Raw genomic sequence first — 22,776 nt, 5'->3', positions numbered from 1 at the left:
GACGAGGAGGAATCGCGTGGCCCGCACCGCCCGACCGGCACGAACCGCCAAGGCGAAGGTCGCGATTCCGCAGCTCGACTGGCACGAGATGCGCCCCGCGCCCGTCGTGCTCGTGACCGGGCCCGAGAGCTTCCTCGCCGACCGGGCCATGCGCCGGCTCCGCGACGACCTCCGGGCCGCCGACGCGTCGCTCGAGGTGACCGACGTCGACGCCGCATCCGCCAGTCGAGGCGAACTGCTCACGCTCGCGAGCCCGTCGCTGTTCGGCGAGCCGCGGCTCATCCGGGTCGAGGCGGTCGAGAAGTGCAGCGACGACTTCCTCGCCGACGCGCTCGAGTACCTCGAGGCGCCCGCCGACGACACGACCCTCGTGCTGCGGCACGGCGGCGGCGCCAGGGCGCGGAAGCTGCTCGAGGCGATCCGCGGCGGCACAGGCGGCGGCATCGAGATCGTCTGCGCCGAGATCAAGCGCGACTCCGACCGCTACGAGTTCGCCGCGCTGGAGTTCCGCGCCGAGAAGCGGCACGCGACCCCCGGCGCGGTGCGCGCGATCGTCTCCGCGTTCGCCGACGACCTCGCCGAGCTCGCGGCCGCCTGCCGCCAGCTCATGGCCGACGAGACCGGGGAGATCACCGAGCAGACCGTCGCGCGCTATTACGGCGGGCGCGTCGAGACGACGGCGTTCGTCGTGGCCGACCAGGCGATCGCCGGGCGCCACGGCGAGGCGCTGCGCGCGCTGCGCCAGGCGTTGCAGTCGGGCGCCGACCCGGTGCCCATGGTCGCGGCCGTCGCAGTGAAGCTCCGCACCATGGCGAAGGTCTCGGGCACGCGCGGCAGCTCCGGCCAGCTCGCCAAGGAGCTCGGCCTCGCGCCGTGGCAGGTCGACCGCGCCAGGCGCGACCTGTCCGGCTGGGACGACGCGGGCCTCGGCGTCGCGATCCAGGCGCTGGCGACGGCCGACGCGAACGTGAAGGGCGCCGGCCGCGACCCGGTGTTCGCGCTCGAGCAGCTCGTCGGCGTCATCGCGCGGCGAGGTCGCTGACGGGGCATCCGCTCAGGCTCGCCGGGGCATCCGCTCGCCCCTGCCGCCGACGGCAGGGAAGAACCCCGCAGGCAGGTCCCCGACAGACGCGAAACGGGGCCCCACCGTGCGGTGGAGCCCCGTCTCGAGAGCGTTGCGGCGCGACTTACAGCGCGGCGGCCTGCTTCGCGATGGCCGACTTGCGGTTCGCGGCCTGGTTCTTGTGGATGACGCCCTTGCCGGCAGCCTTGTCGAGCTTGCGGTTGGCGACGCGCACGGCCTCGACGGCCTTGTCCTTGTCGCCCGAGGCGATGGCCTCGCGGGCCTGGCGGACGGCGGTCTTCACCGAGCTCTTGACGGCCTTGTTGCGCTCGTGCGCCTTCTGGTTGGTCTTGTTGCGCTTGATCTGCGACTTGATGTTTGCCACGGAGGGTTCGCTTTCGTTGATTCGATCGGATGGAGCCGTTCGGTGGGAGGGCACCTCGCGGCGATTCGTGCGGGGTGGGACCCACACGCAAGCCAACAGGCAACGATACCAGTACCGCCTGCGAGACGCCAATGCCGGACGCGTGTCGGCGTGCCGCTCCAGCATGGGAGAATCGAGCACGATGTCCCCTCGAGCCGTACACCCTCCGACGCCTGCTGCCACCGATCCGGCGCGCATCCGCAACTTCTGCATCATCGCGCACATCGACCACGGCAAGTCGACCCTCGCCGACCGCATGCTGCAGATCACCGGCGTCGTCAGCGACCGCGACATGCGCGCGCAGTACCTCGACCGCATGGACATCGAGCGCGAGCGCGGCATCACCATCAAGAGCCAGGCCGTGCGCATGCCGTGGGAGGTCGACGGCGACGCGTACGCGCTGAACATGATCGACACCCCGGGGCACGTCGACTTCACCTACGAGGTCTCCCGCTCGCTCGCCGCGTGCGAGGGCGCGATCCTGCTGGTCGACGCCGCGCAGGGCATCGAGGCGCAGACGCTCGCGAACCTCTACCTCGCGCTCGAGAACGACCTCACGATCATCCCGGTGCTGAACAAGATCGACCTGCCCGCGGCCGAGCCCGACAAGTACGCGCGCGAGCTCGCCGACCTCATCGGCGGCTCGCCCGACGACGTGCTGCGCGTCTCGGGAAAGACCGGCGAGGGCGTCGAGGAGTTGCTCGACCGCGTCGTCGAGCTCATGCCGGCCCCGGTGGGCGACGCCGACGCGCCCGCCCGCGCGATGATCTTCGACTCGGTCTACGACGCCTACCGCGGCGTCGTCACCTACATCCGCATGATCGACGGGCGGCTCTCGCCGCGAGAGCGCATCCAGATGATGTCGACCAAGGCGACCCACGAACTGCTCGAGATCGGCGTGAGCGCCCCCGAGCCGAAGCCGTCCAAGGGCCTCGGCGTCGGCGAGGTCGGCTACCTCATCACGGGCGTGAAGGACGTGCGCCAGTCGCGCGTCGGCGACACCGTGACCACGTCCGTCAAGCCGGCATCCGAGCCCCTGCCCGGCTACACCGACCCGAAGCCCATGGTGTTCTCGGGGCTGTACCCCCTCGACGGCAGCGACTACCCCGAGCTGCGCGAGGCCCTCGACAAGCTGAAGCTCTCGGATGCCGCGCTGGTGTACGAGCCCGAGACCTCAGTCGCACTGGGCTTCGGGTTCCGCTGCGGGTTCCTCGGGCTCCTCCACCTCGAGATCATCTCCGAGCGCCTGCGCCGCGAGTTCGGCCTCGACCTCATCGCGACCGCCCCGTCGGTGGTCTACGAGGTCACCACCGAGGACGGCCGCAACATGGAGGTCACGAACCCGAGCGAGTTCCCGACCGGCGTGAAGGTCGCCGAGGTGCGCGAGCCCGTCGTGCGCGCCGCGATCCTCGCGCCGAAGGACTACGTCGGCACGATCATGGAGCTCTGCCAGAGCCGCCGCGGCAACCTGCTCGGCATGGAATACCTCGGCGAGGACCGCGTCGAACTGCGCTACAGCATGCCGCTCGGCGAGATCGTGTTCGACTTCTTCGACCAGCTGAAGTCGAAGACCGCCGGCTACGCGAGCCTCGACTACGAGCCCATGGGCGACCAGGCGGCCGACCTCGTGAAGGTCGACATCCTGCTGCAGGGCGACCAGGTTGACGCGTTCAGCGCCATCGTGCACCGCGACAAGGCGTACGCGTACGGCACCCTGATGACCGGGCGTCTGCGTGAGCTCATCCCGCGGCAGCAGTTCGAGGTGCCGATCCAGGCGGCCATCGGCGCGCGCATCATCGCCCGCGAGAACATCCGCGCGATCCGCAAGGACGTGCTCGCCAAGTGCTACGGCGGCGACATCACCCGCAAGCGCAAGCTCCTCGAGAAGCAGAAGGAGGGCAAGAAGCGCATGAAGATGGTCGGCCGCGTGGAGGTGCCCCAGGAGGCGTTCATCGCCGCGCTCTCGGGCGAGACCGAGCAGAAGAAGTAGGCGGATGCGACGGCAGAGCTTCACCGAGCAGTCGGTCGACTACGGGGCGATCGGGGCCACGACCGACCCCGACCTCATGCGCTACCCGCCCGAGGGGTTCAAGCCCGCCCAGCACACGATCAAGCTCGGCAGCGGCCAGGACCGCTTCGACCGGTCGGTCGAGGCGCTCATGACGTGGGGAATCCAGCGAGGTGCGCACCTGCAGGTGAGCGACGTGCAGGAGGGCACGGGCGAGCAGTACCTCGGCATCGTCTACGACGACGAGGGCGTTCCGCTCGAGCAGCAGCCCGGCGACCGGGGTGAGCGGCACTTCGCCGCCGACGGCACCCCGTATGTCGCCGCGGGCATGACCGCCACCATCGCCCGGCGTCGCGGCCTGCCCAGGTTCCGCGCGCAGATGCTCGTCGTCTACGTCGTCGACGAGCCCGATCGCGTCGGGTTCGCGTACGGCACGGTCTCGGGTGCCCCGATGAGCGGCGAGGAGTCGTTCGTGATCGAGCACCGCGAGGACGACACCGTGTGGCTCACGATCCGCGCGTTCCACCGGCCTGCCGGCACCTGGAGCCGCATCTTCGCCGGCGTGGTCAAGAGCCAGCGCAAGCAGATCGTGCGCGAGGAACTCGTGGCGCTGCACCCCGTCGGGGCGGTCTAGCCGGCGTGGCCGGCCCGCTGCCGGTCGGCGAACCGGCACCCGACGACGGGCTGCTCCCCGGCTCCGCGGCCGAGGGCGCGGCCGATCGCGCGTTCGGCGTGTACGTGCACGTGCCGTTCTGCCGCGTGCGCTGCGGCTACTGCGACTTCAACACGTACACCGCGGAGGAGCTCCGGGGCGTGCGTCGCACGGACTACGCCGGCCAGGCGATCGAGGAGATCGAGGCATCCGCTCGTGTGCTCGAGGTGTCGGGGGTGCCGTCACGCGAGACCGCGACCGTGTTCTTCGGCGGCGGCACGCCGACCATGCTCCCTGCCGACGACCTCGTGGCGATGCTCGACGCCGTGCGCCGCACGCACGGGCTCGCCCCAGGCGCCGAGATCACGACCGAGGCGAACCCCGACTCGGTCGACGCCGCCTACCTCGCCAAGCTGCGCGAGGGCGGATTCACGCGCGTGTCCTTCGGCATGCAGTCGGCCGTGCCGCACGTGCTCGCGACCCTCGAGCGCACGCACGACCCGGCGAACGTGCCGCGCGTGGTGCGCTGGGCGCGCGAGGCCCGGCTCGACGTCAGCCTCGACCTCATCTACGGCACGCCGGGGGAGTCGCTCGGCGACTGGGAGCGCAGCCTCGAGACGGTGATCGCCGAGGCGCCCGACCACGTGAGCGCCTACGCGCTCATCGTCGAGGAGGGCACGAAGCTCGCCCGGCAGATCCGCCGCGGCGAGGTGGGCACCGTCTCGGACGACCTGCAGGCCGACATGTACGAGCTGGCCGAGGAGCGACTGTCGGCCGCGGGGTACTCCTGGTACGAGGTGAGCAACTGGGCTGACGATGCCGCGCACCGCTCGCGCCACAACCTCGGCTACTGGCGCGGCGACGACTGGTGGGGCGTGGGCCCCGGTGCGCACAGCCACGTCGGCGGCGTGCGCTGGTGGAACGTGAAGCACCCGGCCGCCTACGCCCAGCGCATCGCGAGCGGGGTCTCGCCGGCCGCGGGGCGCGAGGTGCTCGACGCCGGCGCGCGCGAGACCGAGCGGGTGCTGCTGCGATCGCGGATCGCCGAGGGCATCCCGGTCGCGACCCTCACCGTGGACGGCCGTCGCGAGGTCGCCGGCCTCATCGCCGACGGCCTCGTGGACGCGAAAGCCGCCCTCGCGGGCGAGCTGGTGCTCACCGTGCGAGGGCGGCTTCTTGCGGATGCCGTCGTGCGCCGGATCACCGACGCCTGAGGCCGCGAGGCCCGCTCAGCTGACGAACTTGATCGACAGCGGGTAGGTGTAGGGCTGGCCCTTGTTCGCCGCGACGGCCGCGATGATGCTGAAGACGAGGATCAGCACGTACACGGCGATGACGATCAGGATTCCGACGACCACGATGATCAGGATGGAGCCGATGATCGCCGCGATCGTCATGGTGATCTGGAAGTTCAGCGCGGTCGCGGTGTGGTCGCGCACGAACTGGCCCTTGTCGCGCAGCACGAGGTAGCCGACCAGGGCGGGGATGAAGCCGAAGAAGATGCCGCCGATGTGGATCAGCGTCGCCCAGAGCCGCTGGTCAGCGGGGCTCAGGGCCGCGCCGGTGCCGGCTGCGGGCTCCTCGGGCGGAGGCGGAGGGGTGGACTCGGACATGCATGCTCCTCTGCGGTACTCGGACGGGTGGCTCAATGCTGGCACAGCGCCGCGCCGGGCGACAGGGTGTCGCGTCGGCGCGGCGCGGCGCGGTTCAGCTCACTTGATGAGGCGGATGGCGAAGGGGTAGCGGTAGTGGTTGCCGTCCTTGACCTGGAGGAACGCGATGATCGAGAAGATCACGCTGACGACCCACGGCGCGTAGTTGAAGATCGCGAGCGGGGAGAGCAGGCCCCACGAGACGGTGATGAGGATCGTGGTGAGGATCCAGAGGGCGATGGATGCGCCGACCATCGTGATCTGGAAGTTCAGCGCCTCCTTGGCCTCGGTGTTCGTGAACGCGCCGCGGTCCTTGAAGATCAGCCAGATGATCAGCGAGGGCAGGAAGCCGAGGATGCCGCCGAGGTGTGCGAACGACGCCCACTGGGTGTCCTCGGACTGGGAGAGGGGCGCGGGCTGCGACGGCTCGGCGCTCGGGTCGGCGGGCTGCTGCTGGTCGGTCATGCGGAGGTGCCTTTCGGTTCGGGAGTGGCTCGAGCAGGGATACGTCGGCAGCACGGCCTCGGGCCGGTGGGGGATGCCTCAGATCACGCTAGCGGCGCCCGGTACCGCGCGGCAATGCCCTCCACAGGGCGTCCCGGGGTAGTATTGGCACTCGACTTGACGGAGTGCTAAGGCGAGTGGATCGGGAGGACGCGCGGATGGTCTCGGATCGCAGCCTCGCCGTGCTGCGGGCGATCGTGCAGGACTACGTGTCCAGTCGTGAGCCGGTCGGTTCCAAGTCCATCGTCGAGCGGCACTCGTTCGGCGTGTCGGCCGCGACGATCCGCAACGACATGGCGCTGCTCGAGGAGGAGGAGCTGATCGCGGCCCCGCACACCTCCTCGGGCCGCATCCCCACCGACAAGGGGTACCGCCTGTTCGTCGACCGGCTCGGCGAGTTCCGACCGCTGAACCAGGCCCAGCGCCACGCCATCGAGACGTTCCTCGGCGAGGCGGGCGACCTCGACGAGCTGCTCGCGCGCACGGTGCGCCTGCTCGCGCAGCTCACCAACCAGCTCGCCGTCGTGCAGTACCCGTCGTTCGGCGGCGCGAAGGTGCGGCACGTGGAGCTCGTGCCGTTGGGCGGCACCCGGGTGCTCTGCGTGCTCATCACCGACGCCGGCCACGTGGAGCAGCGCGTGGTCGACGCCGAGCAGGAGATCGAGGAGACGGACCTCGCCGATGCGCGCGCCCGGCTCAACGTCGCCGTCGGCGGCATGCCGCTGGGCGAGGCGGCCGACCGTCTGGCCGGCATCGACGACCCGGGCGATCCCGCGCTCGCACGCCTCGTGCGCACGGTCGCCGGCACCTTCGCCGAGCAGGCGCGGGCGCAGCGCCACGACCGGCTCGTGGTGGCGGGCGCGGCGAACCTCGTGCGCACCGAGCAGGACTTCGCGGGCAGCATCCTCGACGTCATCGAGGCGATCGAGGAGCAGGTCGTGCTGCTGAAGCTCTTCGGCGAGATGGCCGGCGACCCGCACGGGGTCGCGGTGTCGATCGGGCGCGAGAACGCCCCGTTCGGGCTCGGCGAGACCTCCGTGGTCGCGAGCGACTTCACCGCGCCGGGCCGCGAGATCTCCCGGCTCGGCGTGCTCGGCCCCACCCGCATGGACTACTCGAGCAACATGGCGGCGGTCCGCGCCGTCGCGCGGTACGTGACGCGCATGCTCGGGAACGACTGAACGGCACCGGCCAGCCCGGCTGCCGCGACCGACGAAAGGAGCCACCCTCGGTGGCAGATCACTACGAAGTCCTGGGCGTCTCGCGCGACGCGAGCCGCGAGGAGATCAAGAAGGCCTACCGGCGACTCGCCCGCGAGCTGCACCCGGACGTGAACCCCGGTGCCGACGCGTCGGAGCGGTTCAAGGAGGTCACGCACGCCTACGACGTGCTGAGCGACCCCAAGCAGCGCCAGCAGTACGACATGGGCGGACAGCAGGGCTTCGGCGGACAGCAGGGCTTCGGCGGCTTCGGCGACATCTTCGAGACGTTCTTCGGCGGCGGCGGGCAGACCCGCGGGCCGCGGTCACGCCGCGAGCGCGGACAGGACGCGCTGCTGCGCGTGGAGGTCGACCTCGACGAGGTCGTGTTCGGCACCCACCGCGACATCGAGGTCGACACGGCCGTGGTGTGCGACACGTGCAGGGGCAGTTGCTGCCAGCCCGGCACCGCCCCCGTGACCTGCGACATCTGCCACGGCACGGGCAGCGTGCAGCGCTCGGTGCGTTCGCTGCTCGGCAACGTCATGACCTCGAGCCCGTGCGGCACGTGCCGCGGCTACGGCACCGTGATCGCGACGCCGTGCACCACCTGCCAGGGCCAGGGCCGCGTGCGCGCCCGCCGCACGGTGGCCGTCGACATCCCCGCCGGTGTCGAGACCGGGCTGCGCCTGCAGATGCCGGGCAGCGGCGAGGCCGGCCCGGCCGGCGGGCCGAACGGCGACCTCTACCTCGAGGTCAAGGTGCGCAACCACGAGGTCTTCAGCCGCAACGGCGACGACCTGCTCTGCACGCTCGAGGTGGCGATGACCGATGCGATCCTCGGCACCGACGCCACCATCCGGGCGCTCGACGGCGACGTCGAGATCGAGCTGAAGCCCGGCCTGCAGAGCGGCGAGGTCGTCACGGTCAAGGACCGCGGCATCACGCGCCTGCGCGGCTCGGGCCGCGGCGACCTGCGCATCGGCGTGCAGGTGGTCACCCCGACGAAGCTCAGCCACAAGGAGCGTCAGCTCGTCGAGCAGCTCGCCTCGTCGCGCAAGCAGGCGGAGCCGTCGCTCACCCACTTCCAGCAGGGGCTGTTCGCCAAGCTCCGGGACCGCTTCCTCAGCTGACATGGCCAGCCTGTTCCTGCGCGAGGACCTCGGGGCGGATGCCCGGCCGGGGGCGGAACTGGAACTCACCGGCGACGAGGCACGCCACGCCGCGACCGTCAACCGGGTGCGCGTCGGCGAGGTGATCTCGATCGGCGACGGCCGGGGCACGGTCGCGACCGGCGAGGTCGTGCGCACCGGGCCGCGCGAGCTCGCGATCGACGTCTCCCACGTCGCGCACGTCGAGGCGCCCGCGCGCGGCATCGTGCTCGTGCAGGCGCTCGCGAAGGGCGATCGCGACGAGCGGGCCGTGCAGGCCACGACCGAGCTCGGCGTCGACGCGGTCGAGCCGTGGGCCGCCGCGCGTTCGGTCTCCCGGTGGGACGCGCAGAAGGCGCGCAAGGGGCGCGAGCGCTGGGCGAGCATCGCCCGCGAGGCGGCGAAGCAGTCGATCCGCGCGTGGCTGCCCGACGTGCGCGAGCTCGTCACCACCTCGGACCTCGCTGGACTCGCGGCGACGCGCCGCACCCTCGTGCTCGAGCCCACTGCCGACGAGCGGCTCGTCGACGTCGACCTCGGCGACGCCGGCGACGTCGCCGTCGTGGTCGGCCCCGAGGGCGGCATCGCACCCGACGAGCTCGACCGCCTCGAGGCATCCGGAGCCGTGCTCGTGCGCATGGGCGGCAACGTGCTGCGCACCTCCACCGCCGGCCCCGCCGCGATCGCGCTGCTGAGCGCGCGGCTCGGCCGCTGGTGAGCCGCCGCGCGTAGGATGGAGCCCATGCCGAACGACGCCGAACCGACCGTCTTCACTCGCATCGTCGCACGCGAGATCCCGGCCGACGTGGTCGCCGAGACCGAGCGGATCATCGCGTTCCGCGACATCGCGCCCAAGGCGCCCGTGCACGTCGTGGTCACCACGAAGACGCCGGAGTACCGCGACGTCGTCGAGCTCGCGGCATCCGACCCCGCCCTGCTCGCGGAGCTGGTCGAGGTCGCGCGCGGCGTGGCGGCGGAGCTGGCCGACGGCGACTTCCGACTCGTGTTCAACAACGGGGCCAACGCGGGCCAGACCGTGTTCCACGTGCACGCGCACGTGCTCGCCGGCGGCCTCGAGGAGGGCAGCCTTGCCGGCTGACGACGAGGAGCGCGCGCCCGCGCTCGACGCCTCGGGCCCCGCGGAGGCGCGCCTGGCCGTCGACGGGGTCGCCATGGTGCGGCTGCTCGGCCCCCAGGACCGCCTGCTGACGACGATCGAGCACCAGTACCCCGACGTCGAGGTGCACGTGCGCGGCAACGAGATCGCCCTGCGCGGCCCGGCGGAGGGCGTCGAGGCCGTGCGGCGACTCGTGCTCGAGCTGCTCGAGCTGGTGCGCAGCGGGCAGGACCTCACGCCGACCGAGGTGCGCACGTCGGCGCGCATGCTCGACGCCGACCCCGGCTCCAGCCCGGCCGAGCTGCTCGGCCAGGTGATCGTGTCGAGCCGAGGCAAGACGATCCGCCCGAAGACCGAGGGCCAGCGTGCGTACGTCGACGCGATCGACGACCACACGATCGTGTTCGGCATCGGCCCCGCGGGCACCGGCAAGACCTACCTCGCCATGGCCAAGGCCGTGCAGGCGCTGCAGCGCAAGGAGGTCAACCGCATCATCCTGACCCGCCCCGCCGTCGAGGCGGGGGAGCGGCTCGGGTTCCTGCCGGGCACGCTCACCGACAAGATCGACCCGTACCTGCGCCCGCTCTACGACGCGCTCAACGAGATGATGGACCCCGAGCTCGTGCCGAAGCTGCTCGCCTCGGGCACGGTCGAGGTCGCGCCGCTCGCCTACATGCGCGGCCGCACCCTGAACGACTCGTTCGTCGTGCTCGATGAGGCGCAGAACACCACGCCCGAGCAGATGAAGATGTTCCTCACCCGCCTCGGGTTCGGCTCGCGCATGGTCGTCACGGGCGACGTCACCCAGATCGACCTGCCGGGCGGCGCGAGCGGACTGCGGCTGGTCACGCGCATCCTCGGGAACATCGACGACATCCACTTCGCGACCCTCACGAGCGACGACGTGGTGCGCCACACGCTCGTCGGGCGCATCGTCGACGCGTACACCGAGTACGACCAGACGAAGCAGGCGCAGCGGTTCGAGCGCGAGCAGGCGCGCGAGTTCGCCAACCGCGCCGATCGTCGCCGCAGCCAGTCCGGTCCGCGCGACCACCTGCCCCCGCGGAGGAGCACCTCGTGAGCATCGAGATCAACAACGAGTCGGGCGTCGAGGTCGACGAGGAGGGACTGCAGCGCCTCGCGGTCTACGCGCTCGACGCGCTGCACGTGCACGCCGACGCCGAGCTCGCGATCGTGCTGGTCGACGAGGGCGCCATGGAGCAGCTGCACGTGCAGTGGATGGACGAGCCGGGCCCGACCGACGTGCTGAGCTTCCCGATGGACGAGCTCCGCCCCGGCACCGAGGACGCCATGTCGCCCCCCGGCCTGCTCGGCGACATCGTGCTCTGCCCGCAGGTCGCCGCCGCCCAGGCCCAGTCGGCCGGCCACGGCCTGCTCGACGAGCTGCAGCTGCTCACCGCGCACGGCCTGCTGCACCTGCTCGGCTTCGACCACGCCGAGCCCGCGGAGGAGAAGGAGATGTTCGGCGTCCAGCGCGACATCCTCGTCGGCTTCATGATGCAGGAACGGCGTCGCTGAGCATGGAACCCTGGCTTCTCGGCGGCGCCGCACTCGTGCTCGTCGCCTTCGGCGGCCTGCTGGCCGCGGTCGACTCCGCGATCACCTCGACCTCGCGCGGCGACATCGTCGACCTCGCGGAGCATGCGCGCGCCCGGCGCGCCCTGCTCGCGATCGCGCACGACACCGGTCCGCACCTCAACGCCCTCAACTTCCTGCGCATCACGGCCGAGATGGCCGCCGCGGTGCTCGTGACGCTCGCGTTCGCGAGCGTGCTCGACAACGTCTGGCTCGTGCTGCTCTTCGCCGCGCTGCTCATGTCGGCCGTGTCGTTCGTGCTCGTCGGGGTCAGCCCGCGCAGCGTGGGCCGTGCGCACGCGGGCGCGATCCTGAAGCTCACGGCGCCGCTCGTGCGCTCGTCGCGCGTGCTGCTCGGCCCGCTGGCCGACGGCCTGGTCTGGCTCGGCAACGTCGTGACCCCGGGTCGCACGCGCCTCGGCGGCGTCGACTCCGAGGAGCAGCTGCTCAGCATGGTCGACGAGGCCGCCGAGCACGCCGTGCTCGAGGAGGACGACCGCGAGCTCATCCACTCGATATTCGAGTTCAACGAGACCGTGGTGCGCGCCATCATGATCCCGCGCACCGACATGATCACCATCGAGGCCGACGCGCACCTCACCCAGGCGATGGGGCTGTTCCACTCGACGGGCGTCTCGCGAATCCCGGTGATCCGCGACGACGTCGACGACGTGGTGGGCGTGCTCTACCTGCGCGACCTCTCGCGCCTCGGGTTCGAGCGCCCGCTCGACGCCGACGAGCTCGAGATCGCGGAGATTGCACGCCCCGCCGCCTTCGTGCCCGAGTCGATGAAGGCGGATGCCCTGCTGCGCCAGATGCAGGTCGAGTCGAACCACCTCGCCATGATCGTCGACGAGTACGGCGGCATCGCGGGCCTCGTCACGATGGAGGACCTCATCGAGGAGCTCGTGGGCGACATCTCCGACGAGTACGACCGCGAGGTGGTCGAGGTCGAGGAGCTCGGCGACGGCCGCTTCCGCGTGAGCGCGCGCCTGCCGGTCGACGAGTTCGGCGACCTGTTCGGCATCGAGCTCGACGACGAGGACGTCGACTCGGTCGGCGGCCTGTTCGCCAAGGTGCTCGGCCGTCTGCCGGTGCTCGGCGAGCAGGCGTCGCTCAGCGGCCTGATCATGGTGGCCGACCGCACCGAGGGGCGGCGCAAGCGCCTCAGCACCGTGATCGCCTGGCGCGACCAGGCGCTCATCGACGCGCAGAGCGCGTTCGAGGGCGCCGACGACGAACGGAGGAACGGACGTGGCTGACACCCAGGAGCCCGGCTACCGCGCGGGATTCGTCTCGATCGTTGGCCGGCCGAACGTGGGCAAGTCCACGCTCACCAACGCGCTCGTCGGCGAGAAGGTCGCCATCACGAGCTCAAAGCCGCAGACCACCCGACGGGCGATCCGCGGCATCGTGCACCGCGACCACGGCCAGCTCATCCTGGTCGACACCCCGGGCGTGCACCGTCCGCGCACCCTGCTCGGCGAGCGCCTGAACTCGCTCGTGCAGGAGACGCTCGGCGACGTCGACGTCATCGCCATGTGCTTCCCGGCGAACGAGGCCATCGGCCCCGGCGACCGGTTCATCAACGAGCAGCTCGACGACTACCCGCGGGCCCGCAAGGTCGCGATCGTGACGAAGACGGATGCCACGTCGAAGGCGAAGGTCGCCGAGCAGCTGCTCGCCGTCTCGGAGCTGCGCGAGTGGGAGCTCATCGTGCCCGTCTCCGCTCCGAAGGGCGAGCAGCTCGACGTGCTGGTCGACGAGCTCATCGCGATGCTGCCCGAGTCGCCGCAGCCGCTCTACCCGGCCGACGCGCTCACCGACGAGGAGACGGTCGAGCGGATCGCCGAGTACGTGCGCGAGGCCGCGCTCGAGGGCGTCTCCGACGAGCTGCCGCACTCGATCGCCGTGACGATCGACGACATGATCGAGCGCGAGGACGGCTCGCTGATCGAGGTCTACGCGAACCTCTACGTCGAGCGCGAGAGCCAGAAGGGCATCATCATCGGCAAGGGCGGCGCCCGGCTGAAGGCGGTCGGGGCGACGGCCCGCGCGCAGATCGAGCCGCTGCTCGGGCGGAGGGTGTACCTCGCCCTGCACGTGAAGGTCGCGAAGGACTGGCAGCGCGACCCGAAGCAGCTCGGCCGGCTCGGGTTCTGAGGCGCCGGGCAGGACGGAAGGTTCGGCGGGGGAGCGGCCGGCTCGGGGCATCCGCTCGCTCTGGACACCGCCCGCACGGCGGGTGGTAGCCTTGAGACGTGTTCTCTGGCCTGCTTCTTCTTAGCTGCCGCGACGAGTCCTAGTTCTCAGGCCTCCCTCGTCGCGGAGTTCGTCGTCGGCTGACACCCCACCAGCGAGAAGCGAGAGTCCAGCAATGCAGCACAACCAGAAGCCCACCGCGATGCCCGTGCACCGGTACCGTCCGTTCCACGAGCAGATCCGCGTCGACCTGCCCGACCGCACCTGGCCGACCAAGCGCATCGAGAAGGCGCCGCGCTGGTGCGCGGTGGACCTGCGCGACGGCAACCAGGCCCTCATCGACCCGATGAGCCCCGAGCGCAAGCGCATCATGTTCGACCTGCTCGTGCGCATGGGCTACAAGGAGATCGAGGTCGGGTTCCCGAGCGCGAGCCAGACCGACTTCGACTTCGTGCGCAGCCTCATCGAGGAGGATGCGATCCCAGGCGACGTCACCATCCAGGTGCTGACGCAGGCGCGCGACCACCTGATCGAGCGCACCTACGAGTCGATCCAGGGCGCGAAGCAGGCCATCGTGCACCTGTACAACTCGACCAGCGTGTTGCAGCGCGAGGTGGTGTTCCGTACCGACAAGCAGGGCATCATCGACATCGCCCTCGCCGGCGCGCGCAAGTGCCGCGAGATGGAGGCCACGGTGCCCGGCACCACGGTCTACTACGAGTACTCGCCCGAGAGTTACACGGGCACCGAGCTCGAGTTCGCGGTGGACGTGTGCAACCGGGTGCTCGAGGTGTTCGAGCCGACGGCCGAGCGCAACGTCATCATCAACCTGCCGGCGACCGTCGAGATGGCCACGCCGAACGTCTACGCCGACTCGATCGAGTGGATGAGCCGCAACCTGGCGTTCCGCGAGCACGTGATCCTGTCGCTGCACCCCCACAACGACCGCGGCACGGCCGTCGCGGCGGCCGAGCTCGGCTACATGGCCGGGGCGGACCGCATTGAGGGATGCCTCTTCGGCAACGGCGAGCGCACCGGCAACGTCGACCTGGTGGCGCTGGGCATGAACCTGTTCACGCAGGGCATCGACCCGCAGATCGACTTCTCCGACATGGATGCGATCAAGCGCACGGCCGAGTACTGCAACCAGCTGGCCGTGCACGAGCGCAGCCCGTGGGCCGGCGACCTCGTCTACACCGCGTTCTCGGGCTCGCACCAGGACGCGATCAAGAAGGGCTTCGAGGCCATGGAGGCGCACGCCGCCGAGGTGGGCGTCGGTGTCGGCGACCTGCACTGGGCGGTGCCGTACCTGCCGGTCGACCCGAAGGACATCGGTCGCAACTACGAGGCCGTGATCCGCGTCAACTCGCAGTCGGGCAAGGGCGGCGTCGCCTACCTGCTGAAGACCGACCACGCGCTCGAGCTGCCGCGCCGGCTGCAGATCGAGTTCTCGGGCGTCGTGCAGGCCAAGACCGACGCCGAGGGCGGCGAGGTCACGAGCGAGGAGATCTGGTCGATCTTCACCGACGAGTACCTGCCCGCGCCGCAGGAGCGCCCCGACGACAAGTGGGGCCGCTACGAGCTGCTGTCGATGCGCAGCGAGTCCGACCTGTCGGGCGAGGTGCGCGTGCGCGTGGGCCTGCGCGACGGTGACGAGCGGGTCGACGCCGACGGCTCGGGCAACGGGCCGGTCGCCGCGTTCCTCTCGGTGCTCGGCGCCGAGGGCGTCGACGTGAAGGTGCTCGACTACGCGGAGCACGCGCTGTCGGCAGGGGGCGACGCGCTCGCGGCGGCGTACGTGGAGGCGCAGGTCGACGGCCGCACCCTGTGGGGCGTGGGCATCGACGGCGACATCTCGACGGCGTCGCTGAAGGCGGTCGTCTCGGCGGTCAACCGCGCGCTGCGCACGAGCGTCGCGGAGGCGGCGGTCGAGGAGCCCGCGCTGGTCTGAGCGGTTCCCGGGCTCGGCCCGGCCGAACCAGCCGAACGGATGCCCCCGGGTCGCGGCAGCGCGCGCCCGACGGGCCGTCCCGCGGCGCCCCGATGACGCCGGCACCGGCGATACTGGAGTGGTGCCCGTCTACCGAGATGAGGGGGTCGTCCTCCGCACCCACAAGCTGGGCGAGGCCGACCGCATCGTGACGCTGCTGACCCGGCGCCACGGCAAGGTGCGCGCGGTCGCCCGCGGCGTGCGCCGCACCGCCTCGAAGTTCGGGTCGCGGCTCGAGCCGTTCATGGTCGCCGACCTGCAGTTCTACGAGGGGCGCACGCTCGACGTCATCACGCAGGCCGAGTCGCTCGGCGCCTACGGCGCCCCGATCGCGGCCGACTACGCCAGCTACACCGCCGCGAACGCCATGGTCGAGACGGCCGACCGCCTGAGCGAGGCCGAGGCGTCGACACCGCAGTACCTCCTGCTGGTCGGCGCGCTGCGCTCGCTGTCCAGGCGCGAGCACGGGGCATCCGCCACCCTGGACTCGTACCTGCTGCGCGCGCTGTCGATCGCGGGCTGGGCGCCGAGCTTCGCCGACTGCGCCCGCTGCGGGCGCCCCGGCCCGCACACCGCGGTCGTGGTGCAGGTCGGCGGCGTGGTCTGCGACGACGACGCGCCGCCCGGCGCACCCAGGCTGAGCCCCGAGACGATCGCGCTGCTCGGCGCCCTGCTCGAGGGCGACTGGGCGCACGCCGACGCGGCGGGCGAGCGCCTCAGATCACAGGCCAGCGGCATCGTCGCCGCCTACACCCAGTGGCACCTCGAGCGCGGCCTGCGCTCGCTGCCGCACGTCAGCCGCGAACCGGAGCACACGTGAGTCCCAAGCCCTACACCCACAAGGACGCGGTGCCCTACCGCACGATCGACTGGACGGGGCTCGAGCCGCCGGCGTTCCCGAAGGGCGCCGTGCCCGAGCACGTGGCGATCGTCATGGACGGCAACGGCCGCTGGGCGAACCGCCAGGGCCTCACCCGCATCGAGGGGCACAAGGCGGGGGAGGAGGTGCTGCTCGACGTGGTCGCCGGCGCGATCCAGGCGGGCGTGAAGCATCTCTCGGTCTACGCGTTCTCGACCGAGAACTGGAAGCGCTCGCCCGACGAGGTGCGCTTCCTCATGGGCTACAACCGCGACGTGCTGCACCGCCGGCGCGACCAGCTGAACGAGTGGAACGTGCGCATCCGCTGGGCGGGCCGAAAGCCCCGCCTCTGGAAGTCGGTCATAGACGAGCTGCAGTACGCCGAGCGGCTGACGGCCGGCAACACGGGGCTGCAGTTCACGATGTGCGTGAACTACGGCGGGCGCAACGAGCTCGTCGACGCGGTGCGCTCGATCGCGGACGACGTGGCGGCAGGCCGCATCCGCCCGTCTGCCGTGAGCGAGAAGCTCATCGCCAAGCGCCTCTACGTGCCCGACATGCCCGACGTCGACCTGTTCGTGCGCTCGTCGGGGGAGCAGCGCACGTCGAACTTCCTGCTCTGGCAGTCGGCGTACGCCGAGATGGTGTTCCTCGACACGCTCTGGCCCGACTTCTCGCGGGTCGAGCTGTGGAAGGCGATCGAGCTCTACGCGACCCGCAACCGCCGCTTCGGCGGGGCGGTCGACACGCCCGACACGGGCGCCTGACGAGTGGCGGCCGACGCGACGCCGGAATCTCGCCGGATGGCGGAGATCGTCGCGGAGCACGCACCCGAGCTGAAGCGGCTCGGGTTCCGCAAGCGGCGGTACGGCTTCAACCGCACTGCGGGCGATGGGCTGGTGCACGTCGTGAAGTTCTGGATGGCGCCGAAGGAGCCCCCGGCCTGGACCGAGGTGCCCGGGCTGCGTGAGCGCCTGTACGGCCACTTCTGCGTGGAGTTCGGCATCTACGTACCGCAGATGAATCGGAGCGGCGGGCCGCGGGGGAGCTGGATCAACGAGTACAACTGTCAGCTGCGACGTGGGATCGCAGATCCGGAGACGCGGCCGTGGTGGTCGCTCGACGACCCCCGCTCGTCCGCCGCGGCGGGATCGGCGCTGTGGACGATCGGATTGCCGTGGTTCGATGCGCTGCCCGACGCGACCGCCGTGCTCGACGCGTTCGGCAGCCCGGACGGGCCGCCGCTGGGCATGAGTCCGGCGGCGGCGCTCGACATCGCGGACCTCTGCCGGGCCCGCGGCGAGACCGAGCGCGAGCGACGACTGCTCGAGGCGTACGTCGTCGAGCCCGTGAGCCGACCCCACGCGCCGTACCTGGCCGCGTACCTCACCGAGCGAGGTCACGCCGACCTCGTGCCCTCGATCCGGACCCGGTAGACGGCCGAGGAGGACAGCGCAGGCACCCAGAGCGCGAGCCGATCGATGCGCGGGAATGGATCGCCCGCCGCATCCGTTGGCCCTCACCGTGAGTTCCCCCATCAAGATCGACATCTGGTCCGACATCGCGTGCCCGTGGTGCTACATCGGCAAGCGCCACCTCGAGGCCGGCATCGCCGCGCTCGGCGACGACGCTCCCGAGGTGGAGATCGAGTACCACTCGTTCGAGCTCTCGCCCGACACGCCGGTCGACTTCGAGGGCAGCGCCGCCGACTTCCTCGCCGGGCACAAGCGCCTGCCGGTCGAGCAGGTGCAGGGCATGATCGACCGCGTCGTGGGCATCGCCGCGAACGCCGGGCTCGAGTACGACTACGAGGCGCTGCAGCACACGAAGACGCTGAAGGCGCACGAGCTGTTGCACTTCGCGAAGGATCAGGGCCTGCAGCTCGAGCTGAAGGAGCGCCTGCTCAAGGCGTACTTCGTCGACGGCCGCCACGTCGGCCGCGTTGACGAGCTCGTCGCGCTGGGCGCCGAGGTCGGGCTCGATGCGGATGCCGCGCGCGAGGCGCTCGACTCGGACCGGTACGCCGCCGCCGTGCAGGCCGACATCGCGCAGGCCGCGGCCTACGGCATCCAGGGCGTGCCGTTCTTCGTGATCGACGGCAGGTACGGCGTGTCGGGCGCGCAGCCGGCGGAGCTCTTCAGCCAGGCGCTGACCCAGGTCGCCGGCGAGCGCGAGGCGGCCGCGTGAGCGGGGAGCAGGCGACGGATGCCCCTGAGCAGGCGGATGCCACTGAGTCGATGGATGCCCCTGCGCCGACGCCCTTCGCGATGCTGACCGGTGACCCGTCCGCCGCCGTCTGCGAGGGTGACGCCTGCGTCATCCCCGGATTCGGGCCCGCCGACTCGTAGTCGTGTTCGCGGTTGCGGAGACTCTCCGCGACACGCCGACGGCGGCATCCGCTCACCGGCGTGTCGGCCGAGATCTCCGCATCCGCGTGCAACGCCGGCCGGTCAGGCGGCCACCCACGCGCCGGTCCGGCCCGCCGAGGGCTCCGGTCTGGTAGACGTGGGGGCATGGACGGCTACCACGGACGACTGGTCTTCATCACCGGGGGTTCCAGCGGCATCGGACTCGCCGCCGCGCAGCGGCTCGCCGCGGAGGGCGCCGACGTGGTGCTCGTCGCCCGGGGTGCGGAGCAGCTCGCCGACGCGCGCGAAGCGGTCGCGGCCCGGCGCCGTCGCGAGGACCAGCGCGTCGCCACCGTGCGACTCGACGTCGGTGACGTCGACGCCATCGCACCCGCGCTGACCGCGGCGATGGACGCGCACGGCGTGCCCGACCTGCTCGTCACGGCGGCGGGACGCGCCATCCCGCGGCGCTTCGAGGACGTCACCGCCGCGCAGCTCGACGAGACGCTCCGCATCAACCTCGCCGGCACCTGGCTCTCGGTGCACGCCGTGCTGCCCGCGATGCGGGAGCGCGGTACCGGCCACATCGCGACCGTCGGCTCGCTGGGCGGGCTGATCGGCATCGCGGGCTTCACCGACTACGCCGCCTCGAAGTTCGGGGTCGTCGGGTTCTCCGAGGCGCTGCGCAGCGAGCTGGCCGCCGAGCGCATCGGCGTCTCGGTGCTCTGCCCGCCCGACACCGACACCCCGGGGCTCGCCGCCGAAGCGCGCACCAAGCCGCCGGAGACGCACGCGGTGAGCGCGAACGCCTCGCTGCTCACGGCGGACGTCGTCGCGCGCGAGCTGCTTGCGGGCATCCGCCGGAACCGGTTCCTGATCGTTCCCGGCCGATCGGCGCGGCTGTCGCACCTGGCGGCGCGCCTCGCCCCCGGCCTGGTGCACCGGCAGGTCGACGCCGTCGTGCGCCGGTCGCGCGGCGGATCTACTCGGGCTCGCTGATGTCGGCGACGGTCGCGTCGAGCGCCGCGATGAGCGCATCGGCGTCGACGAAGAGGCTGCGGCCGTGCTCGCCCGCGCCCATCGACACCCGGCGCCCGACGACGGCCTCGTCGACGACGACCGGCCACTCCGTGTGCGACCCGAGCGGCGTGATCGTGCCGCGCTCGTAGCCGGTCGCGGCGAGCGCGAGCGACGCCTCGGGCAGTCGCAGCTTGTTCACCCCGAGCAGCGCGCGCAGCTTGGGCCACGAGATCTTCCGGCCACCGGGCACGAGGGCGAAGACGTAGGTGTCGTCGCTGCGCTTCACGACGAGCGACTTCACGATGTCGCCGGGCGTGATGCCGAGCAGCTCGGCCGCCTCCTCGAGGCTGCGCGCCGCGGGCCGCTCGATCACGTCGATCTCGAGCCCGCGCTCGGCGGCGTCGGCGCGCACGCGCTCGACTCCGGTGAGCCCCTCGAACCGTGGCATCCGCGTCCTCCCCGCACTCGATCTGCCCGAATCCTACGTGCCGCCGAACCGCCGACGTCCCGGAACGGCCGCCTCGTCTGGGAGAATCGAGAGCGATGCCAACGATCACCACCCCCGTACGCCCGCTCTCGATCGGCCCGATCGAGCTCGAGGTGCCCGTCGTGCTCGCGCCGATGGCGGGCATCACGAACACCGCGTTCCGGCGGCTGTGCCGCGAGTACGGCGCGGGCCTGTACGTCAGCGAGATGATCACGAGCCGCGCGCTCGTCGAGCGCACCCCCGAGTCGATGCGCCTCATCCGCCACCACGAGTCGGAGACCCCGCGCTCGATCCAGCTCTACGGCGTCGACCCGAAGACGGTCGCCGAGGCCGTCACGATGCTGGTCGCCGAGGACCGTGCCGACCACATCGACCTGAACTTCGGATGCCCCGTGCCCAAGGTCACCCGCAAGGGCGGCGGCGCGGCCCTGCCGTGGAAGACCGACCTGTTCCGCGCGATCGTCGAGGGTGCGACGCGCGCCGCGGGCGACGTGCCGCTCACGATCAAGATGCGCAAGGGCATCGACGGCGACCACCTCACCTACCTGGAGGCCGGGCGCATCGCGGAGGGTGCCGGTGTGGCATCCGTCGCCCTGCACGCCCGCACGGCGAGCGAGTTCTACTCGGGGCAGGCCGACTGGTCGGCGATCACGAAGCTCAAGGAGACCGTCACGAGCGTGCCCGTGCTCGGCAACGGCGACATCTGGTCGGCCGACGACGCGCTGCGCATGGTCGACGAGACCGGCTGCGACGGGGTCGTGGTGGGGCGCGGATGCCTCGGGCGGCCGTGGCTCTTCGGCGACCTGGCCTCGGCGTTCCGCGGCGGGCACCGCAAGGCCGAGCCCACGCTGGGCGAGGTCGCGACGGCGTTCCGCCGGCACGCCGAACTGCTCGCGGAGTTCTTCGAGTCGGAGGAGCGCGGTTGCCGCGACATCCGCAAGCACGTGGCCTGGTACTTCAAGGGGTACCCCGTGGGCGGCGAGCTGCGGGCCAAGCTCGCGACGGTCGAGTCGCTCGCCCAGCTCGACGAGCTGCTCGGCACGCTGGACGCCGACACGCCCTACCCGGGCGAGGGCGCCGAGGGCCCGCGGGGCCGCGCCGGCACGCCCAAGCGCCCGGCACTGCCCGACGGATGGCTCGACTCGCGTGAGCTCGTGGGCGACGACCGGGCGCGCCTCGTCGACGCCGAACTCGACACGAGCGGCGGGTAGGCGTGCGCGATCGACTCTTCGGCGGATACGACGACGCCGACACCGAGCGGCGCCATCCGGAGCAGCAGTACAGCCGGCGCGGCGACTTCGAGCGCGATCGCGCCCGCCTGCTGCACTCGAGCTCGCTGCGGCGCCTGGCGGCGAAGACGCAGGTCCTGAGCCCCACGCTCGGCCTCGACTTCGCCCGCAACCGCCTCACCCACTCGCTCGAGGTGGCGCAGGTCGGCCGGGAGATCGGCGCGAGCCTCGGCCTCTCGCCCGACGTCGTCGACACCGCGTGCCTCGCGCACGACCTGGGGCACCCGCCGTTCGGTCACAACGGCGAGCACGGGCTGAACGAGTGGGCGGCCGACGTCGGCGGGTTCGAGGGCAACGCGCAGACCCTGCGCATCCTGACCCGGCTCGAGCCGAAGGTGTTCGGCGACGACGGCCAGCCGTTCGGGCTGAACCTGACCCGGGCGAGCCTCGACGCGAGCTGCAAGTACCCGTGGGCCGCGTCGAGCTCGGTCGCCGACCCGAGCGGCCGGCAGAAGTTCGGCTACTACGCCGACGACGCCGACGTCTTCGAGTGGATGCGGCGCGGCGCGCCCGAGCGCAGGCTCTGCATCGAGGCCCAGGTGATGGACCTCTCCGACGACATCGCGTACTCGGTGCACGACTTCGAGGACGCCATCGTGAACGGCTACATCGACGTCGCGGCCCTGAATGCGCGAGCCGACCACGACGCGCTGCTCGAGTCGATGGGCGACTGGGTCGGGGGCTCGGTGCCGGCCGACGAGCTGGCGGAGGCCTTCGACCGGCTCGCCGCGATGGAGCTGTGGCCGCACGAGTGGAGCGGCCAGCGCATCGAGCAGGGGCGTCTGAAGAACTTCACGAGCCAGCTGATCGGCCGGTTCGCCGTCACCGCGACCCACGAGACCCGTGCCGCGTTCCCGATGGCGAGCCTCATCCGGTTCGACGCCGACGTCGTCGTGCCGAGCGAGATCCGCGCCGAGATCGCGGTCATGAAGGGCATCGTCGCGACCTTCGTCATGGCGACCAACGCCCGGCAGCCGGTCTACGCGCAGCAGCGCCGCATCCTCGCCGACCTCGCCGATCACCTGCTGGCCACGGGGGAGCAGCACCTCGACGTCGGGTTCGCAGCCGACTGGCGCGCAGCGGCCGACGACGCGGCGCGCAAGCGGGTCGTCGTCGACCAGGTCGCGAGCCTCACCGACCAATCGGCGCTCGCCTGGTACGAGCGGCTCGTGCAGCGCGGTTCGACCCCTCCACAGGCATGACGGCGGGCGGATG

Annotated in this window: 25 protein-coding genes; 21 read left to right on the top strand and 4 right to left on the bottom strand. The window is 71.5% G+C overall.

The genetic code is table 11. The annotated features are described in order from the left end of the window. The first annotated feature begins 16 nt into the window (after positions 1-16). Positions 17-1,042, top strand: coding sequence for a DNA polymerase III subunit delta (gene holA / locus QMG39_RS16535; RefSeq protein WP_373878337.1), 1,026 nt, complete (start codon positions 17-19; stop codon positions 1,040-1,042). 145 nt (positions 1,043-1,187) lie between these two features. Here the strand turns inward: holA and rpsT are convergent, their stop codons facing one another. Further along, the gene (rpsT, locus tag QMG39_RS16530) at positions 1,188-1,448 is read right to left on the bottom strand and encodes a 30S ribosomal protein S20 (protein WP_281886898.1); all 261 of its coding nucleotides are present in this window, start codon (positions 1,446-1,448) and stop codon (positions 1,188-1,190) included. Positions 1,449-1,629: 181 nt separating this feature from the next. Between rpsT and lepA the strand changes: the two genes are divergently transcribed. From lepA to hemW, 3 genes are read left to right on the top strand one after another with little or no spacing between them, the layout of a single operon-like run. Continuing rightward, positions 1,630-3,477 carry a translation elongation factor 4 gene (gene lepA, locus QMG39_RS16525; protein WP_281886896.1) on the top strand — a complete coding sequence of 616 codons (1,848 nt, stop codon included), beginning with the start codon at positions 1,630-1,632 and terminating at the stop codon, positions 3,475-3,477. 4 nt (positions 3,478-3,481) lie between these two features. Beyond that, positions 3,482-4,129 carry a DUF1990 domain-containing protein gene (locus QMG39_RS16520; protein ID WP_281886894.1) on the top strand — a complete coding sequence of 216 codons (648 nt, stop codon included), beginning with the start codon at positions 3,482-3,484 and terminating at the stop codon, positions 4,127-4,129. Positions 4,130-4,134: 5 nt separating this feature from the next. After that, complete coding sequence (gene hemW, locus QMG39_RS16515) at positions 4,135-5,361, top strand: radical SAM family heme chaperone HemW (RefSeq protein WP_281886892.1); 1,227 nt, start codon at positions 4,135-4,137, stop codon at positions 5,359-5,361. A 15-nt stretch (positions 5,362-5,376) separates the two neighbouring features. Here hemW and QMG39_RS16510 read toward each other — a convergent pair whose 3' ends face one another. Together QMG39_RS16510 and QMG39_RS16505 are read right to left on the bottom strand one after the other, a co-directional pair. Further along, entirely contained in the window at positions 5,377-5,760 is a 384-nt protein-coding gene (locus QMG39_RS16510; protein ID WP_281886891.1) for a DUF4870 domain-containing protein, read from the bottom strand. Positions 5,761-5,859: 99 nt separating this feature from the next. Continuing rightward, positions 5,860-6,264, bottom strand: a complete 405-nt coding sequence (locus QMG39_RS16505) for a DUF4870 domain-containing protein (RefSeq protein ID WP_281886889.1) — start codon at positions 6,262-6,264, stop codon at positions 5,860-5,862. A 197-nt stretch (positions 6,265-6,461) separates the two neighbouring features. Between QMG39_RS16505 and hrcA the strand changes: the two genes are divergently transcribed. The 15 genes from hrcA (at position 6,462) to QMG39_RS16430 (ending at position 19,764) form a co-directional block, all read left to right on the top strand. Further along, complete coding sequence (gene hrcA, locus QMG39_RS16500; RefSeq protein WP_281886887.1) at positions 6,462-7,484, top strand: heat-inducible transcriptional repressor HrcA; 1,023 nt, start codon at positions 6,462-6,464, stop codon at positions 7,482-7,484. 50 nt (positions 7,485-7,534) lie between these two features. After that, the gene (gene dnaJ / locus QMG39_RS16495; RefSeq protein WP_281886885.1) at positions 7,535-8,635 is read left to right on the top strand and encodes a molecular chaperone DnaJ; all 1,101 of its coding nucleotides are present in this window, start codon (positions 7,535-7,537) and stop codon (positions 8,633-8,635) included. 1 nt (position 8,636) lies between these two features. Further along, on the top strand, positions 8,637-9,371 hold the full coding sequence (locus QMG39_RS16490; protein WP_281886883.1) for a 16S rRNA (uracil(1498)-N(3))-methyltransferase: 735 nt from the start codon (positions 8,637-8,639) through the stop codon (positions 9,369-9,371). 24 nt (positions 9,372-9,395) lie between these two features. Further along, a complete protein-coding gene (locus tag QMG39_RS16485) occupies positions 9,396-9,752 on the top strand; it encodes an HIT domain-containing protein (protein WP_281886881.1) in 357 nt (118 codons plus the stop codon). Positions 9,753-9,825: 73 nt separating this feature from the next. Beyond that, entirely contained in the window at positions 9,826-10,851 is a 1,026-nt protein-coding gene (locus QMG39_RS16480; RefSeq protein ID WP_281887327.1) for a PhoH family protein, read from the top strand. Continuing rightward, positions 10,848-11,309 (top strand): rRNA maturation RNase YbeY, encoded by a 462-nt coding sequence (gene ybeY / locus QMG39_RS16475; protein WP_281886879.1) that lies wholly within the window; start codon positions 10,848-10,850, stop codon positions 11,307-11,309. The genes QMG39_RS16480 and ybeY overlap by 4 nt, the downstream gene beginning before the upstream one ends. 2 nt (positions 11,310-11,311) lie before the next feature. Beyond that, on the top strand, positions 11,312-12,628 hold the full coding sequence (locus QMG39_RS16470) for a hemolysin family protein (RefSeq protein WP_281886878.1): 1,317 nt from the start codon (positions 11,312-11,314) through the stop codon (positions 12,626-12,628). Continuing rightward, complete coding sequence (era, locus tag QMG39_RS16465) at positions 12,621-13,529, top strand: GTPase Era (protein WP_281886876.1); 909 nt, start codon at positions 12,621-12,623, stop codon at positions 13,527-13,529. Before QMG39_RS16470 ends, era begins: the two co-directional genes overlap by 8 nt. A 214-nt stretch (positions 13,530-13,743) precedes the next feature. Further along, entirely contained in the window at positions 13,744-15,519 is a 1,776-nt protein-coding gene (leuA, locus tag QMG39_RS16460) for a 2-isopropylmalate synthase (protein WP_281886875.1), read from the top strand. A 121-nt stretch (positions 15,520-15,640) separates the two neighbouring features. Next, positions 15,641-16,378: a DNA repair protein RecO gene (gene recO / locus QMG39_RS16455; protein ID WP_281886874.1), complete on the top strand. Its 738-nt coding sequence runs from the start codon at positions 15,641-15,643 to the stop codon at positions 16,376-16,378. Then, a complete protein-coding gene (locus QMG39_RS16450; protein ID WP_281886872.1) occupies positions 16,375-17,184 on the top strand; it encodes an isoprenyl transferase in 810 nt (269 codons plus the stop codon). The genes recO and QMG39_RS16450 overlap by 4 nt, the downstream gene beginning before the upstream one ends. Positions 17,185-17,220: 36 nt before the next feature. Continuing rightward, positions 17,221-17,853 carry a DUF4304 domain-containing protein gene (locus QMG39_RS16445; RefSeq protein ID WP_281886871.1) on the top strand — a complete coding sequence of 211 codons (633 nt, stop codon included), beginning with the start codon at positions 17,221-17,223 and terminating at the stop codon, positions 17,851-17,853. A gap of 88 nt (positions 17,854-17,941) precedes the next feature. Next, entirely contained in the window at positions 17,942-18,604 is a 663-nt protein-coding gene (locus QMG39_RS16440) for a DsbA family oxidoreductase (protein WP_281886869.1), read from the top strand. Beyond that, on the top strand, positions 18,601-18,765 hold the full coding sequence (locus QMG39_RS16435) for a hypothetical protein (RefSeq protein WP_281886868.1): 165 nt from the start codon (positions 18,601-18,603) through the stop codon (positions 18,763-18,765). Before QMG39_RS16440 ends, QMG39_RS16435 begins: the two co-directional genes overlap by 4 nt. Positions 18,766-18,930: 165 nt before the next feature. Further along, complete coding sequence (locus QMG39_RS16430) at positions 18,931-19,764, top strand: SDR family NAD(P)-dependent oxidoreductase (protein ID WP_281886867.1); 834 nt, start codon at positions 18,931-18,933, stop codon at positions 19,762-19,764. Here the strand turns inward: QMG39_RS16430 and QMG39_RS16425 are convergent. Then, a complete protein-coding gene (locus QMG39_RS16425; protein WP_281886865.1) occupies positions 19,748-20,233 on the bottom strand; it encodes an aminoacyl-tRNA deacylase in 486 nt (161 codons plus the stop codon). The two genes, QMG39_RS16430 and QMG39_RS16425, sit on opposite strands and share 17 nt — an antisense overlap. A gap of 95 nt (positions 20,234-20,328) precedes the next feature. On the opposite strand from QMG39_RS16425, the gene dusB reads away from it, so the two are divergent. Together dusB and QMG39_RS16415 are read left to right on the top strand one after the other, a co-directional pair. Beyond that, positions 20,329-21,483, top strand: a complete 1,155-nt coding sequence (gene dusB, locus QMG39_RS16420; protein ID WP_281886864.1) for a tRNA dihydrouridine synthase DusB — start codon at positions 20,329-20,331, stop codon at positions 21,481-21,483. Positions 21,484-21,485: 2 nt separating this feature from the next. Next, positions 21,486-22,763 (top strand): deoxyguanosinetriphosphate triphosphohydrolase, encoded by a 1,278-nt coding sequence (locus QMG39_RS16415; protein ID WP_281886862.1) that lies wholly within the window; start codon positions 21,486-21,488, stop codon positions 22,761-22,763. The last annotated feature ends 13 nt before the right edge of the window (positions 22,764-22,776 follow it).

The sequence above is a fragment of the Agromyces rhizosphaerae genome, from assembly GCF_027925245.1.
Classification (GTDB): Bacteria; Actinomycetota; Actinomycetes; order Actinomycetales; family Microbacteriaceae; genus Agromyces; species Agromyces rhizosphaerae.
Note: the sequence above shows the minus strand (reverse complement) of the source record. Positions and strands in the feature narration are given on the sequence as shown.

Bases quoted from the DNA above. Each gene is read 5' to 3' on its own strand.
- lepA (WP_281886896.1), top strand. From the start codon at position 1,630: ATGTCCCCTCGAGCCGTACACCCTCCGACGCCTGCTGCCACCGATCCG.
- QMG39_RS16520 (WP_281886894.1), top strand. From the start codon at position 3,482: ATGCGACGGCAGAGCTTCACCGAGCAGTCGGTCGACTACGGGGCGATC.
- QMG39_RS16510 (WP_281886891.1), bottom strand. From the start codon at position 5,760: ATGTCCGAGTCCACCCCTCCGCCTCCGCCCGAGGAGCCCGCAGCCGGC.
- QMG39_RS16505 (WP_281886889.1), bottom strand. From the start codon at position 6,264: ATGACCGACCAGCAGCAGCCCGCCGACCCGAGCGCCGAGCCGTCGCAG.
- hrcA (WP_281886887.1), top strand. From the start codon at position 6,462: ATGGTCTCGGATCGCAGCCTCGCCGTGCTGCGGGCGATCGTGCAGGAC.
- QMG39_RS16490 (WP_281886883.1), top strand. From the start codon at position 8,637: ATGGCCAGCCTGTTCCTGCGCGAGGACCTCGGGGCGGATGCCCGGCCG.
- QMG39_RS16485 (WP_281886881.1), top strand. From the start codon at position 9,396: ATGCCGAACGACGCCGAACCGACCGTCTTCACTCGCATCGTCGCACGC.
- QMG39_RS16480 (WP_281887327.1), top strand. From the start codon at position 9,826: ATGGTGCGGCTGCTCGGCCCCCAGGACCGCCTGCTGACGACGATCGAG.
- QMG39_RS16470 (WP_281886878.1), top strand. From the start codon at position 11,312: ATGGAACCCTGGCTTCTCGGCGGCGCCGCACTCGTGCTCGTCGCCTTC.
- leuA (WP_281886875.1), top strand. From the start codon at position 13,744: ATGCAGCACAACCAGAAGCCCACCGCGATGCCCGTGCACCGGTACCGT.
- QMG39_RS16445 (WP_281886871.1), top strand. From the start codon at position 17,221: ATGGCGGAGATCGTCGCGGAGCACGCACCCGAGCTGAAGCGGCTCGGG.
- QMG39_RS16430 (WP_281886867.1), top strand. From the start codon at position 18,931: ATGGACGGCTACCACGGACGACTGGTCTTCATCACCGGGGGTTCCAGC.
- QMG39_RS16425 (WP_281886865.1), bottom strand. From the start codon at position 20,233: ATGCCACGGTTCGAGGGGCTCACCGGAGTCGAGCGCGTGCGCGCCGAC.
- dusB (WP_281886864.1), top strand. From the start codon at position 20,329: ATGCCAACGATCACCACCCCCGTACGCCCGCTCTCGATCGGCCCGATC.